This is a genomic window from Streptomyces sp. NPDC049627 (genome assembly GCF_044465645.1).
GTDB lineage: Bacteria > Actinomycetota > Actinomycetes > Streptomycetales > Streptomycetaceae > Streptomyces.
The window spans coordinates 776,360-790,545 of record NZ_JBITLW010000002.1 but is presented as its reverse complement, the minus strand read 5'-3'; the positions used below and the strand labels follow the sequence as shown (position 1 = coordinate 790,545).

Sequence of the window (14,186 nt, the reverse complement as noted above, 5' to 3'; positions counted from 1 at the left end):
GAGCCCGGTTGGCCTTCACGGGACCGGTCGGCCCTCGCCGGGAGGGCGGTTCAGCCCCCGCTCGGAAGGGAGTTCCGCTCCCGCTCGGGGGGACGCGGTTCAGTCCTCCGCCGCCGACTTGGAAGCCGTCGCCTTCTTGGCGGTCGTCTTCTTCGCCGTCGTCTTCTTCGCAGCTGTCGTCGTCTTCTTGGCCGCGGTCTTCTTGGCGGCCGTCTTCTTGGCCGGGGCGGCCTTCTTGGCGGTCGTCTTCTTCGCGGTGGCCTTCTTCGCCGTCTTCTTGGCGGGCCCCTTCGCACGCTTCTCGGCGAGCAACTCGAAGCCGCGCTCCGGGGTGATCGTCTCGACGCTGTCGCCGGAGCGCAGGGTCGCGTTGGTCTCCCCGTCGGTGACGTACGGCCCGAAGCGACCGTCCTTGACGACGACCGGCTTCTTGCTGACCGGGTCCTCGCCCAGCTCCTTCAGCGGCGGCTTGGCGGCGGCCCGGCCCCGCTGCTTGGGCTGGGCGTAGATCGCCAGCGCCTCTTCGAGGGTGATCGTGAAGAGCTGCTCCTCGGACTGCAGCGACCGCGAGTCCGTGCCCTTCTTCAGGTACGGCCCGTAGCGGCCGTTCTGCGCGGTGATCTCCTGGCCCTCGGCGTCGGTGCCGACGACCCGCGGCAGCGACATCAGCTTGAGCGCGTCGTCCAGCGTCACCGTGTCCAGCGACATCGACTTGAACAGCGAGGCCGTACGCGGCTTGACGGCGTTCTTGCCGGTCTTCGGCGTGCCCTCGGGGAGCACCTCGGTGACGTACGGGCCGTAGCGGCCGGCCTTGGCGACGATGGTGTGACCGGTGGCCGGGTCGGTGCCCAGCTCGAAGTCGCCGCTGGGCTTGGCCAGCAGTTCCTCGGCCAGCTCGACGGACAGCTCGTCCGGCGCGAGGTCGTCCGGGATGTCCGCGCGCTGGTGCTGCTCGGTGTCCTTCTCGCCGCGCTCGATGTACGGGCCGTAGCGGCCGACCCGCAGCACGATGTCGTTGCCCACCGGGAACGACGACACCTCACGCGCGTCGATCGCGCCCAGGTCGGTCACCAGCTCCTTGAGGCCACCGAGGTGGTCGCCGTCGCCGTTGCCGGCGTCGGCCGCGTCGCCGTTGCTGGTGCCCTCGCCGAAGTAGAAGCGCTTCAGCCACGGCACGGACTGCGCCTCGCCACGGGCGATGCGGTCGAGGTCGTCCTCCATCTTGGCCGTGAAGTCGTAGTCGACGAGTCGCCCGAAGTGCTTCTCCAGGAGGTTGACCACGGCGAAGGACAGGAAGGACGGGACGAGTGCCGTGCCCTTCTTGAACACGTAGCCGCGGTCGAGGATCGTGCCGATGATCGACGCGTACGTCGACGGGCGGCCGATCTCGCGCTCTTCGAGCTCCTTGACCAGCGAGGCCTCGGTGTACCGGGCCGGGGGCTTGGTGGCGTGCCCGTCGACCGTGATCTCCTCGGCGCTGAGGGCGTCGCCCTCGTTGACCTGGGGCAGCCGGCGCTCGCGGTCGTCCAGCTCGGCGTTCGGGTCGTCGGCGCCCTCGACGTACGCCTTCAGGAAGCCGTGGAAGGTGATCGTCTTGCCGGACGCGCTGAACTCGACGTCCCGGCCGTCGGCCGCCGTGCCGCCGATCTTGACCGTGACCGAGTTACCGGTCGCGTCCTTCATCTGGGAGGCGACCGTCCGCTTCCAGATCAGCTCGTAGAGCTTGAACTGGTCGCCGGTCAGTCCGGTCTCGGCGGGCGTGCGGAAGCGGTCGCCGGAGGGGCGGATCGCCTCGTGCGCCTCCTGCGCGTTCTTGACCTTGCCGGCGTAGGTACGCGGCTGGGGCGGCAGGTAGTCGGCGCCGTACAGATGCGTGACCTGTGCCCGCGCTGCGGCGACGGCGGTGTCGCTCAGCGTGGTGGAGTCGGTACGCATGTACGTGATGTAGCCGTTCTCGTACAGCTTCTGCGCGATCTGCATGGTCGCCTTCGCGCCGAAGCCGAGCTTGCGGCTCGCCTCCTGCTGCAGCGTCGTCGTACGGAACGGGGCGTACGGCGAGCGGCGGTACGGCTTGGACTCGACGGACCGCACCGAGAACCGGGTGTTCTCCAGGGCGGCGGCGAGGGCGCGGGCGTTCGCCTCGTCGAGGTGGAGGGTGTTCGCGCTCTTGAGTTGTCCCAGGGAGTCGAAGTCGCGGCCCTGCGCGACCCGCCTGCCGTCGACGGTCTGCAGGCGGGCGACCAGCGACGACGGGTCCGACGGATCTCCCGCGCGGCCGGTCGCGAAGGTGCCCGTCAGGTCCCAGTACTCAGCAGAACGAAAAGCGATGCGCTCGCGTTCCCGCTCCACGACGAGCCGGGTGGCGACGGACTGGACACGGCCGGCCGACAGGCGTGGCATGACCTTCTTCCACAGGACCGGCGAGACCTCGTAGCCGTAGAGGCGGTCGAGGATGCGGCGGGTCTCCTGGGCGTCGACCAGCTTCTGGTTGAGCTGGCGCGGGTTGGCGACGGCGGCCTGGATCGCGGCCTTGGTGATCTCGTGGAAGACCATCCGCTTGACCGGGACCTTGGGCTTGAGCACCTCCTGGAGGTGCCAGGCGATGGCCTCGCCCTCGCGGTCCTCATCGGTGGCGAGGTAGAGCTCGTCGGACTCCTTCAGCAGGTCCTTGAGCTTCTTGACCTGGGCCTTCTTGTCGGCGTTGACGACATAGATCGGCTCGAAGTCGTGCTCGACGTCCACACCGAGGCGGCGGACCTCGCCCGTGTACTTCTCCGGCACCTCCGCGGCGCCGTTGGGGAGGTCGCGGATGTGCCCGACGCTCGCTTCGACTACGTAGCCGGGGCCCAGGTAGCCCTTGATCGTCTTCGCCTTGGCAGGCGACTCGACGATGACGAGTCGGCGGCCGCCCTGTGCGGTCTCGCTGGTCGGGGACAACTTCGCTCTTCTCTCCGGTCGACGCTGGGGCCTCCCCAGGCCTACATCCCGGGGTCAGGTAGGTGACGCTGCGGAGTGTGACGGTACATCCCGCCCCGTTGTCAAACGGGAAAAGCCCGCAACGGCCACTCGAACGGTAACCCGACTTCCGCCATTCCTGCCGCCCGGAGTGCCCACCGGCCTTTTCGAGCCTTTCCGGAAGACAGGCTCCCAATTATCGGTCCCGCAGCTCGTGGGCCGTTCTCAGAGGCGGGTGAAGCACCAGGTTCCGATGATCAGCGCGATCACCGAGACAAGGCTCGCGAGCGTCGCCGATGCGACAGGGCTCACACCGTGAGCGACCGGCTGACGCTGCCGTACCCGGACCGCCGTCCACACCAGCAGTCCGCTTCCGAACAGGGCGAACACAACCCCGGCGAAGATCGCCGGTCCCCTCTCCATGGTTCCGCTTGCCCCTTTTCTCCGGTCCGCGAGTGCCCAGCCCGGCGAGGTTGACACGCGCGGGCGGCGCACAGGCGAACCCCAGGTGAACGCGGGGCCGACAGGGCTGGCGGCCTTCAGAACCCCGCGGGCTCAGCGGCCACGGCAGCCTCAGCGGTCCCGCCGCCCTCGCGAGCCTCCTGGGCCTCTCACCTCTCGGAGCGGGTGTTTTTTCGGTCGTCTTCTCGTCGTCGGCCCGAGCGACCGTGCAAGCGATCTTGATGAAGATCTCTTCCCTGTCCTCGTCGGATTCCCTGTCTTCTTCGAACACGGTCCTCTTCGGACGCGATCCAGCCATCGACGGTCCGCTCCGGACGCCGGGCAGGACCGACGCTTTTGCTGCCGCGACGGCGGATGCGTTTCCGCCGACTCCGGCTCAGCGTGGCGCAGCCCTTCTTTTGACCTTCTTCATCAACCCTGTGCGAGAAATCTCCCTCTGCGGTCGCCCTGAACGGCCGTCAGCGACGCCGAACTCCGGGGGGCCGCCGGGAGATCCACTTGGCTCAGGCCGGCTCCAGGAACCCCTGCTCCACCAGCAGCCGGATCTGCGCGGGCGTGCGGTCGCGCAGCACCACCGGGTCCTCGCCCATGAGTTGGGCGATCGCGTCCAGGATGCGGCCCGCACTCAGCGAGCCGTCGCACACGCCCGCGAACCCCGCGCCGACCGTGTCCACCTGGGTGGCCCGGCGCATGCCGCGGTGCTGGCGCAGCACGACGTGCTCCGGGTCCTCGGCGCCGGGCAGCCCGACCTGCTCCTGCACGACCTCGCCGATCAGCTTGAAGTGGTCCTCCAGCAGGGCGGCGTCGTCGCGGGCACGCAGGTAGTCGAGCCGACCGAAGTGCGCCCGGACCGTGTCCCCGAGCGGCTGTTCGACCGGATGCGGCCATTCCTCCACCGTGATCGAGGGCACGGCGGCCGACGTCTTGCGCAGGGTGATCCACCCGAACCCCACGGCCTTCACCTTGCGCGCCTCGAACTCGTCCAGCCATGCGTCGTACCGCGCCTGGTACTCGGCCAAATCCCCCCGGTGGTCACCGGCGTCCCTGAGCCACAGCTCGGCGTACTGCGTGACGTCCTGGACCTCGCGCTGCACGATCCAGGCGTCGCACCCGCGCGGCACCCACGACCTGAGCCGGTCCTGCCAGTCCTCCCCTTCCACGTGCTGCCAGTTGGCGAGGAACTGCGCGAACCCGCCCTCGCTCAGCCGCTCCCCCGCTCCCTGAACGATCGAGCGGCACAGATCGTCCCCGCCCATCCCGCCGTCGCGGTACGTCAGCCGCGCGGCCGGCGAGATCACGAAGGGCGGGTTCGACACGATCAGGTCGTACGTCTCGCCGTTCTTGAGCGGCTCGAACAGCGACCCCTCGCGCAGATCGGCGGCCGGGGCGCCGGACAGCGCGAGCGTCAGCGCGGTGATGTGCAGCGCGCGCGGGTTGAGGTCGGTCGCCGTCACGCGCGTGGCGTGCTGCGCGGCGTGCAGCGCCTGGATGCCGGAGCCGGTGCCGAGGTCGAGGGCGGAGGCGACGGGCGTACGGACGGTGATGCCGGCGAGGGTCGTGGAGGCGCCGCCGACGCCGAGGACCACTCCCTCGTCCTTGCTGCCGATGCCGCCCGCTCCGCCGACCGCGCATCCCAGGTCGGACACGATGAACCAGTCCTCGCCCCCGGGCCCGCCGTACGGCCGTACGTCGACGGTCGCGGCGAGGTCGTCGGCGGAGTCGTCGCCGGCCCGCACCAGCCAGCCGCTCTCCAGGCACGCGTCGACGGGCAGAACGTCCGCCACGCGCGCGTGCGGCACGGGCTGCTGCAGCAGGAACAGCCGTACGAGCGCCTCCAGGGGCGTGTCTCCACGGGTGGCCCGGAGCGCGGGCACGGTCTCGCTCCGTGCGAGCGCCGCGTACGCGGGGGCACCGAGCAGTTCGAGCAGCCCGTCGGCGGTGAAGGAGGCCCCGAGCAGGGCATCGCGCAGCCGGGCGGCGACATCGGGGCGATCGGAGGCGGGCAGGGCAGGCAGGCCGGAGTTACTCACGCCCCTCATTGTGACGCGTGTCCGCTCCCGCCCGCCCAATGAGGCAGCTCAGTTTGTCGCCCCGCGCGGCGTTCAGTTGTCTCCCCGTGAGGCGGCTCAGCTGTCGCCCCGTGAGGCGGCTCAGCTGTCGGCAGCCGACGCGGACGCCGAAGCCGCCTGCTTGCAGCCCTCCTGCGACGTCAGCGCCTTCTTGGTGTCACCGGACTCCAGCTTCTTCAGCGCGTTGACCGCGCTCTTGCGCTGCGTCTCCACCTGCTTCATCTCGGCCGAGACGTCCTTCAGACCGGACGCGAACTTCCCCTGGTCCTTGGTGTTCAGGCCGTCGACCCGCTTCTTCAGGTCGGCGTAGGCCGCAGAGAGGTCGGTGAGCTGCTTGACGACATCCTGCTTGATCTTCGCGCCGCCCTCGACGCCGGGAGGCGCCCCGGCGGTGTCGATGACGCCGGCGCGCGCCTTGTAGCCGTCGGCGAGGTCCTGGAAGGCCTGGGAGTCGGCCTGCTGGAGCTCCTTGGGCGTGCTGGTGGTGTCCTTGGCCGCCTTGGTGATCGCGACGTAGGCCGCCGAGATCTTCGCGTTCTGCGCGGGCACGGCGTCGCAGACCTTCTTGGCCCAGGCGTCCAGCTCCGGGTTGCCCTCGTCGCTCGTGCATCCCGTCAGTGCCAGCGCCAGTACCGCACCGCCGGACAGTGCGGCCGCGAGCTTCTTGTTCACCGGATCGGTCCCTTCCATGGCTCTCGGCCCCCGGACTTTACACACCGGGCACAAGACAGCCACACGCCGAATGCTCCTTGTAATACTTTTCGCGGCCTTTGCACCATGTGAGAGAAGCGTCACGGCGAGGGCGTGAACAAGCGCGAGGCGGGCGGGTGGCACGTCAATGCGCGCCACCCGCCCGCCCGTTGAGCAGGGCTGTCGTAAGACCGCCTATGAAACCACCGCGGGGTCGACGGGTTTGGCCACCCTCTCGGCGTTGTCTTCGTCACCCATGGCGATACCGCGCCGCTTGGAGACGTAGACCGCGCCGACGATCACGAGGAGCGACAGTACGGCGATCGTGACCCGTACGCCGACGCTCTTGTCCTCGCCGTAGCTGAACTGGATGACCGCGGGCGCGATGAGCAGCGACACCAGGTTCATCACCTTCAGCAGCGGGTTGATCGCGGGACCGGCGGTGTCCTTGAAGGGGTCGCCGACCGTGTCGCCGATCACCGTGGCGGCGTGGGCCTCGCTGCCCTTGCCGCCGTGGTGGCCGTCCTCGACGAGCTTCTTGGCGTTGTCCCAGGCGCCACCGGAGTTGGCGAGGAACACCGCCATCAGGGTGCCGGTGCCGATCGCGCCCGCCAGGTAGGCGCCGAGAGCTCCGACGCCGAGCGTGAACCCGATGAAGATCGGCGCCATCACGGCGAGCAGACCGGGCGTCGCGAGCTCCCGGAGCGCGTCCTTGGTGCAGATGTCGACGACCTTGCCGTACTCGGGCTTCTCGCTGTAGTCCATGATCCCGGGCTTCTCGCGGAACTGCCGCCGCACCTCGTACACCACGGCGCCCGCCGACCGCGACACGGCGTTGATGGCGAGTCCGGAGAAGAGGAAGACGACCGCCGCGCCCGCGACCAGGCCGACGAGGTTGTTCGGCTGCGAGATGTCCATCATCAGGTTCATCGGCGCGCCTTCGCCGCTGAGCTTCTCGCCGACGTCCCGTGCGCCGGTGGTGATGGCGTCGCGGTACGACCCGAAGAGCGCCGCTGCCGCCAGGACGGCGGTGGCGATGGCGATGCCCTTGGTGATGGCCTTGGTGGTGTTGCCGACCGCGTCCAGGTTGGTGAGCACCTGGGCGCCCGCGCCTTCGACGTCGCCGGACATCTCGGCGATGCCCTGCGCGTTGTCGGAGACCGGACCGAAGGTGTCCATGGCGACGATCACACCGACCGTGGTGAGCAGACCGGTGCCGGCCAGCGCCACCGCGAACAGCGCCAGCATGATCGACGTACCGCCGAGCAGGAACGCCCCGTACACGCCGAGCCCGATCAGCAGGGCGGTGTAGACGGCCGACTCCAGGCCGACGGAGATGCCGGCGAGGACGACCGTGGCGGGACCGGTCAGCGAGGTCTTGCCGATGTCCATGACCGGGCGTCGGTTGGTCTCGGTGAAGTAGCCGGTCAGCTGCTGGATGACGGCGGCCAGCAGGATGCCGATCGCCACGGCGACGACCGCGAGGATCCGCGGGTCGCCGTCCTTGGCGGCGATCGCCGCGTCGGCGACGCCGTCGAGGTCGGCGTACGACGACGGCAGATAGACGAATACGGCCGCTGCCACGAGCGCGAGCGAGATCACCGCGGAGATGAAGAACCCGCGGTTGATCGCGGACATGCCGCTGCGGTCGGCGCGGCGCGGGGCCACGGCGAAGATGCCGATCATCGCGGTGATCACGCCGATCGCGGGCACGATCAGCGGGAAGGCGAGCCCGGAGTCGCCGAAGGCCGCCTTGCCGAGGATCAGCGCGGCGACCAGGGTCACGGCGTACGACTCGAACAGGTCGGCCGCCATACCGGCGCAGTCGCCGACGTTGTCGCCCACGTTGTCGGCGATGGTCGCGGCATTGCGCGGGTCGTCCTCCGGAATGCCCTGTTCGACCTTTCCGACCAGGTCGGCGCCGACGTCGGCGGCCTTGGTGAAGATGCCGCCGCCCACACGCATGAACATCGCGATCAGTGCGGCGCCGAGTCCGAATCCTTCGAGCACCTTCGGCGCGTCGGCTGCGTACACCAGCACCACACAGGAGGCGCCCAGCAGACCGAGCCCCACCGTGAACATGCCGACGACGCCGCCCGTGCGGAAAGCGATCTTCATGGCTTTGTGCGAGACGGCGGTGAGATCCTTTTCCGGCTCTCCCGGCGCCGGGGTCGCTTCCCGTGCGGCCGCGGCGACCCGCACATTGCTGCGGACGGCGAGCCACATGCCGATATAACCGGTGGCCGCCGAGAACGCGGCGCCGATCAAGAAGAACACCGATCGGCCGATGCGCTGATTCCAGTCGTCCGCGGGCAGCAGCATGAGCAGGAAGAACACCACGACGGCGAATACGCCGAGGGTGCGCAACTGGCGGGCCAGATAGGCGTTCGCGCCTTCCTGGACCGCTGCCGCGATCTTCTTCATGCTGTCGGTGCCCTCGCCCGCCGCGAGCACCTGGCGTACCAGGACGCCGGCGACCACGAGGGCTGCCAGCGCGACGACACCGATGACCGTGATGATGATCCGGTTGTCGTCGGTCAGCACCGCCGCTGCGAGGGTTGTGGGGTGGTCAAGCTGATGAGGGGTAGAAAGCCCCGCCATTCGTCCTCCTTGACGCTTGGGCTGAGCTCAAGATGTGGACGGATTCTAGGTACCGGAACCTGATCAAAACAGATGGCGGTAAACGGAATTGGCCTTCACGTGCCGTTCAGCAAATGATCGACATCGCGCCACTGAACCCGAAAGCGCTAATGCCCTAAAACCGTTGACGCCCACATTGACGCTTGATCAAATGATGGAGCGCTTGATCAATTATCAGAAGATCGATCGTGAATTCCTTCACGAATTCCCTCGCGCCGCCCCGATAAACGCGAAGGGGCCCTGCTCAGCAGGGCCCCTTCGCGATGAGATTGTCCGGCGGGTCGTTCAGGAGAGCATCGCGGCCGGCGGTGTGGTCGGCCAGGTCATACGGATCAACCCGCCGTGCTCTCCCGCGGAGACCTCCACGTCGTCGACGAGGCCGCTGATGACCGCGAGGCCCATCTCGTCCTCCTCGGCCTCCACGTCACCGTCGTCGCCGACGGCGCCGGGTGCCCGCTCGCCGGGGACGGCGTGCGGCGCCTCGTCGCCGACCTCGATGGAGAACTGTTTCTCCTCCTCGATCAACGACACCTTCACCGGCGCCGTGATGCCGACGCTCTGGTGCAGTCCGACGGCACGGCTGCAGGCTTCACCGACGGCGAGGCGCACCTCGTCCAGTACGGCCTCGTCCACTCCGGCCCTGCGCGCCACCGCTGCCGCCACCAGCCGGGCGGTCCTGACGTGCTCGGGCAGCGCACTGAAGCGGAGTTCAACGGTGGCCATGCATCCCCCTCCGAACTACGGGCGTGCTGTCCGAAGGACCGGGCTGCCGAAAGCCCGGTCCCCCTTCACTTCTTCACCTTCTGCCGCCCCGGGCACGCTCTGCGGCGCGCCCGGTCCGGTGGTCAGTCGGTCGCCGCCACCGCTTCCTCGACCGAGGTGTGGATCGGGAACACCTTGGTGAGACCGGTGATGCGGAAGATCTTCAGAATGCGCTCCTGGTTGCAGACCAGGCGCAGTGAGCCCTCATGGGCACGCACCCGCTTCAGGCCGCCGACCAGCACGCCGAGCCCGGTGGAGTCGAGGAAGTCCACGCCCTCCATGTCGACGACGAGGTGGAAACTCCCGTCGTTCACCAGCTCGACCAACTGCTCGCGCAGCTTGGGCGCGGTATATACGTCGATTTCGCCACCGACCTCGACGACCGTACGATCGCCGACGGTACGGGTCGACAGGGACAGGTCCACGGATCCTCCAGCACCTTGCTATCGAGCGGTCGCCCCTCGGGACACCTCGGCTTGCAGCCCCCAGGACGGTTCGCCAGCCGCGATGGCATTCAATCACTTACCGGCAGGCGTGCACGACGCCTTGGTCCCATTGTCCGTCACGCCAGTGACACACTCGGTGCCGATGGCCAAGAATCACCGATCCGATCGATCCCCGACGGGCCCCGTATCCCGGGCGGATCCGGGCACAGTGCTGGGCCGACTCGCCTCGGGGCCGAGTCGGGCTTCGCGCATCACTCATACGGAGCATGTGCCCCCGCGCGAGGGCCGCCATGCCGTCTGGCCGGACCGGATCCGCGCGGAGGTCATCGCCGCGGTGCAGACCGCGGGAATCGAACATCCCTGGGCTCACCAGGCACGCGCCGCCGAGCACGCCCTGGACGGCGACTCGGTGGTCGTCGCCACGGGCACGGCGTCCGGCAAGTCCCTGGCCTACCTCGCGCCGGTCCTCTCGACACTCCTCGACGGCTCCGAGGCCCCGAACGGCCGTGGCGCGACCGCCCTGTACCTGGCCCCCACCAAAGCTCTTGCGGCGGATCAGTGCCGCTCAGTGAAGGAACTTTCACATCCGCTGGGCAATTCCGTACGCCCAGCCGTGTACGACGGCGATACGCCATTCGAGGAACGCGAGTGGATCCGCCAGTACGCCAACTACGTCCTCACCAACCCCGACATGCTGCACCGCGGCATACTCCCGTCCCACCCCCGCTGGTCCTCCTTCCTGAAGGCCCTGAAGTACGTCGTCATCGACGAGTGCCACACCTACCGCGGCGTCTTCGGCTCCCACGTCGCCCAGGTCCTGCGCCGCCTGCGCCGCCTGTGCGCCCGCTACGGCGCCTCTCCCGTCTTCCTGCTGGCCTCCGCGACCGCCGCCGAGCCCGCGGTGGCCGCCCGCCGCCTCACCGGGCTCCCGGTGGTGGAGGTCGCCGATGACGCCTCCCCACGCGGTGAGCTGGTCTTCGCCCTCTGGGAGCCCCCGCTCACCGAGCTGCAGGGCGAGAAGGGCGCCCCCGTCCGCCGTACCGCCACCGCCGAGACAGCCGACCTGCTGACCGACCTCGCCGTCCAGGGCATCCGTACGGTCGCCTTCATCCGCTCCCGGCGCGGCGCCGAGCTGATCTCGGTCATCGCCCAGGAACGCCTCGCCGAGGTAGACCGCTCCCTCGCCCGGCGTGTCGCGGCCTACCGCGGCGGCTACCTCCCCGAGGAGCGCCGCGCCCTGGAACAGGCCCTCCACTCCGGCGAACTCCTCGGCCTCGCCGCCACCACCGCACTCGAACTCGGCATCGACGTCTCCGGCCTGGACGCCGTCCTGATCGCCGGCTACCCGGGCACACGCGCGTCGCTGTGGCAGCAGGCGGGGCGGGCCGGCCGCTCCGGGCAGGGCGCGCTGGCCGTCCTGGTCGCCCGTGACGACCCGCTGGACACCTACCTCGTCCACCACCCCGAGGCCCTGTTCGACCGGCCGGTGGAGTCGACGGTCCTCGACCCCGACAACCCGTACGTCCTGGCCCCGCACCTGTGCGCGGCGGCCGCCGAAATCCCGCTGACCGACGAGGATCTGGCCCTGTTCGGCCCCGAGACCGAAGGGCTGCTGCCGCAGCTGGAGGCCGCGAAGCTGCTGCGCCGCCGCACCAAGGCATGGCACTGGACGCGCCGGGAACGGGCCGCCGACCTCACCGACATCCGCGGCGGGGGCGGCCGCCCGGTCCAGGTGGTCGAGGCCGGGACGGGGCGGCTGCTCGGCACGGTCGACGCGGGCGCCGCGCACAGCACGGTGCACGAGGGCGCGGTCCACCTGCACCAGGGCCGCACGTATCTCGTCCGCTCCCTCGACCTGGAGGACTCGGTCGCCCTGGTCGAGGAGGCCGCGCCGCCGTATTCGACGGTCGCCCGCGACACCACGTCGATCTCCGTGCTGGAGACGGACGTCGAGATCCCGTGGGGGGACGGCCGCCTGTGCTACGGCTCCGTCGAGGTCACCAACCAGGTCGTCTCCTTCCTGCGTCGTCGGCTCATCACGGGTGAAGTACTGGGCGAGACGAAGCTCGACCTCCCTCCTCGTACGCTGCGCACGCGCGCGGTGTGGTGGACGGTCACCGAGGACCAGCTGGACGAGGCCCGGATCAACCCCGAGATCCTCGGCGGCGCCCTGCACGCCGCCGAGCACGCGTCCATCGGCCTGCTGCCCCTCTTCGCCACCTGCGACCGCTGGGACATCGGCGGCGTCTCCATCCCGCTGCACCCCGACACGCTCCTGCCCACGGTCTTCGTCTACGACGGCCACCCGGGCGGCGCCGGCTTCGCGGAGCGCGCCTTCCACACCGCCCGCGCCTGGCTCACCGCCACCCGCCAGGCCATCGCCTCCTGCGAGTGCGACGCCGGCTGCCCGTCCTGCATCCAGTCCCCCAAGTGCGGCAACGGGAACGATCCGCTGCACAAGAGGGGAGCCGTGCGGTTGCTCACGGTGCTGTTGCGGGGGGCGCCGGAGGAGAAGGGGCAGGAGGAGGGGAAGGAGCAGGCCGAGGGAGAGGCTGGACCCGGCGAAGAGGGCGAGCATGCTCCCGTGGGGGATGTGGGTGGTCCGGCGAGAGGCGGGGGCGGTGGGGGTGCCACCGCGGAGCATGCGCACGGCCCGGCTGGGGACGACGGGCTCGGCCCGGCTGGGGACGGGGCTGACCCGGCTGGGGACGGGGCTGGCCCGGCGAGGGACGCGGTTGCTCCATCTGGAGACCTGGTTGCTCCGAATAGGGCACCGGAACCGGTCAAGGGCCCGGCGTCGACCGATCCGTCTCCGCAGGGCGGAGCGGCGGAGGCCCCGTCGGCAGGACCGGGCCCGCAGTCCCCGCCCGCGCCCTGACCTCCGCGGCGAACGGCCCCCGGCCCGACGCCGCCGTCACGTCGGAGACCTCGCCCACGACCTCGCACCGCACGAGCCGCACGTCCTGCGCCCGGGCCACCCGCTCCGCACGGGCGCAGGCCGCCGCCGCGCCATCAGCCCAGTGGTCGGCCGCCGCAAGTGCCGCGAGATCCGCACCGCGTGCCGCCTGGTGCCGGGTCACGACGGCTTGCCCCAGGGCGAGTACGACGCCGAAGACGATGCAGAGCACGGTCATGGCGCCGACACTCCAGACCGTGGCCGAACCGCGGTCGGAACGCAGGTCGGCGGCGAGCTTGCGGAGCGCATACCGGCCGGCGGCGGGTCTGCGGCCGGACTGCGAGCCAGTGAAGCGTCTGCGGACGGATACTTGGCCGACGATGCACCTGTGCCAGGCGACCTGCCGGTCGGCGGCGGGCCTGATGCCGGCGCGCCGCCCCGTGCCGATGCCACGACGCCACCCGGCGTCAGAGGAGGGCCGGTCAGAGCCAGCACGCCGACCACCCGCCGCCCCACGCCCGCGGCGTCGCCCGGCGACGGATCCGCAGCCCACGGCGAAACCCCCACTCATGTGCCCGCCCCCACCATCTCCTCCGCCGACGCCACGGCTTCCTCGCGCACCTCGAAGGGGAGCCCACGCAGCAGCGGCGGCTTGGCCACGACGACCACCCGAACCTCGTCCCCCTCCCGGCCGACGGTGACCGTCGCGCCACGCGGTGCCGCCTCGCGAGTCACCTCGACGACCGCGTCGGCCGGATCCTGCCGGGCTGCCGCGCGGGCGCCTGTCCGCGCCGCATCCACGCACTGAATCTGTGCGGCCACAACGAGCAGGCCCCACACCAACGCCATCGCGAACATCACCAGCACGGGCAGCACCACAGCCGACTCCGCCGTGACGAACCCACGGTCCGACCTCCACGCCGGTAGACGGTCCGGCGCCCGATGCGGCCCATGCGGCACCCGCACAGGCGCCCGACCCAGCGTCCGGTCTGGCGCCCGGTCTGGCGCCCGATCCGACTCCCGCTCGCTCTTCCGCTCACATCCGCGCATCAAGGGCCCGCTTCACGATGGCCTGCAGCTCCGCGCTGACCTGCCCGCTCGTCACGACCTTGTAGAGCACCACGGCAAACGCCACCGCCGCGACGATCCCCATCGCGTACTCGGAGGTGACCATCCCCGCGTCCCTCCGCGCCCCGCGCACCCTGGACACCAGCCGGCGCATCCGCGCCCCTACCGCCTTGCACATTTCAACCCCCGTAAGGCTCG

Annotated in this window: 11 protein-coding genes; 1 reads left to right on the top strand and 10 read right to left on the bottom strand. The window is 70.1% G+C overall.

The genetic code is table 11. From position 1 onward, the window contains the following. Positions 1 to 99 precede the first annotated feature (99 nt). From topA to bldG, 7 genes are all read right to left on the bottom strand, one after another. Positions 100 to 2,937 (bottom strand): type I DNA topoisomerase, encoded by a 2,838-nt coding sequence (topA, locus tag ACIBU0_RS08590; RefSeq protein WP_398813616.1) that lies wholly within the window; start codon positions 2,935 to 2,937, stop codon positions 100 to 102. 243 nt (positions 2,938 to 3,180) lie between these two features. Next, positions 3,181 to 3,378 (bottom strand): hypothetical protein, encoded by a 198-nt coding sequence (locus ACIBU0_RS08585; protein WP_398813613.1) that lies wholly within the window; start codon positions 3,376 to 3,378, stop codon positions 3,181 to 3,183. Between the two features lie 542 nt (positions 3,379 to 3,920). Then, positions 3,921 to 5,456 carry a methyltransferase gene (locus ACIBU0_RS08580; protein WP_398813610.1) on the bottom strand — a complete coding sequence of 512 codons (1,536 nt, stop codon included), beginning with the start codon at positions 5,454 to 5,456 and terminating at the stop codon, positions 3,921 to 3,923. Between the two features lie 111 nt (positions 5,457 to 5,567). Continuing rightward, positions 5,568 to 6,176, bottom strand: coding sequence for a small secreted protein (locus tag ACIBU0_RS08575; RefSeq protein WP_398813607.1), 609 nt, complete (start codon positions 6,174 to 6,176; stop codon positions 5,568 to 5,570). 195 nt (positions 6,177 to 6,371) lie between these two features. Beyond that, the gene (locus tag ACIBU0_RS08570) at positions 6,372 to 8,777 is read right to left on the bottom strand and encodes a sodium-translocating pyrophosphatase (RefSeq protein ID WP_398813605.1); all 2,406 of its coding nucleotides are present in this window, start codon (positions 8,775 to 8,777) and stop codon (positions 6,372 to 6,374) included. Between the two features lie 324 nt (positions 8,778 to 9,101). Beyond that, positions 9,102 to 9,539 carry an ATP-binding protein gene (locus tag ACIBU0_RS08565; protein WP_398813602.1) on the bottom strand — a complete coding sequence of 146 codons (438 nt, stop codon included), beginning with the start codon at positions 9,537 to 9,539 and terminating at the stop codon, positions 9,102 to 9,104. Between the two features lie 122 nt (positions 9,540 to 9,661). Further along, entirely contained in the window at positions 9,662 to 10,003 is a 342-nt protein-coding gene (gene bldG / locus ACIBU0_RS08560; protein ID WP_003975386.1) for an anti-sigma factor antagonist BldG, read from the bottom strand. 82 nt (positions 10,004 to 10,085) lie between these two features. Here bldG and ACIBU0_RS08555 point away from each other — a divergent pair, with 82 nt between their 5' ends. Further along, positions 10,086 to 12,902, top strand: a complete 2,817-nt coding sequence (locus ACIBU0_RS08555) for a DEAD/DEAH box helicase (RefSeq protein ID WP_398813599.1) — start codon at positions 10,086 to 10,088, stop codon at positions 12,900 to 12,902. Here the strand turns inward: ACIBU0_RS08555 and ACIBU0_RS08550 are convergent. From ACIBU0_RS08550 to ACIBU0_RS08540, 3 genes are all read right to left on the bottom strand, one after another. Next, the gene (locus tag ACIBU0_RS08550; RefSeq protein WP_398814019.1) at positions 12,808 to 13,203 is read right to left on the bottom strand and encodes an Rv3654c family TadE-like protein; all 396 of its coding nucleotides are present in this window, start codon (positions 13,201 to 13,203) and stop codon (positions 12,808 to 12,810) included. The two genes, ACIBU0_RS08555 and ACIBU0_RS08550, sit on opposite strands and share 95 nt — an antisense overlap. Positions 13,204 to 13,487: 284 nt before the next feature. Further along, a complete protein-coding gene (locus tag ACIBU0_RS08545) occupies positions 13,488 to 13,880 on the bottom strand; it encodes a TadE family type IV pilus minor pilin (protein ID WP_398813596.1) in 393 nt (130 codons plus the stop codon). Between the two features lie 76 nt (positions 13,881 to 13,956). Beyond that, a complete protein-coding gene (locus tag ACIBU0_RS08540) occupies positions 13,957 to 14,166 on the bottom strand; it encodes a DUF4244 domain-containing protein (RefSeq protein WP_398813593.1) in 210 nt (69 codons plus the stop codon). Positions 14,167 to 14,186 lie beyond the last annotated feature (20 nt).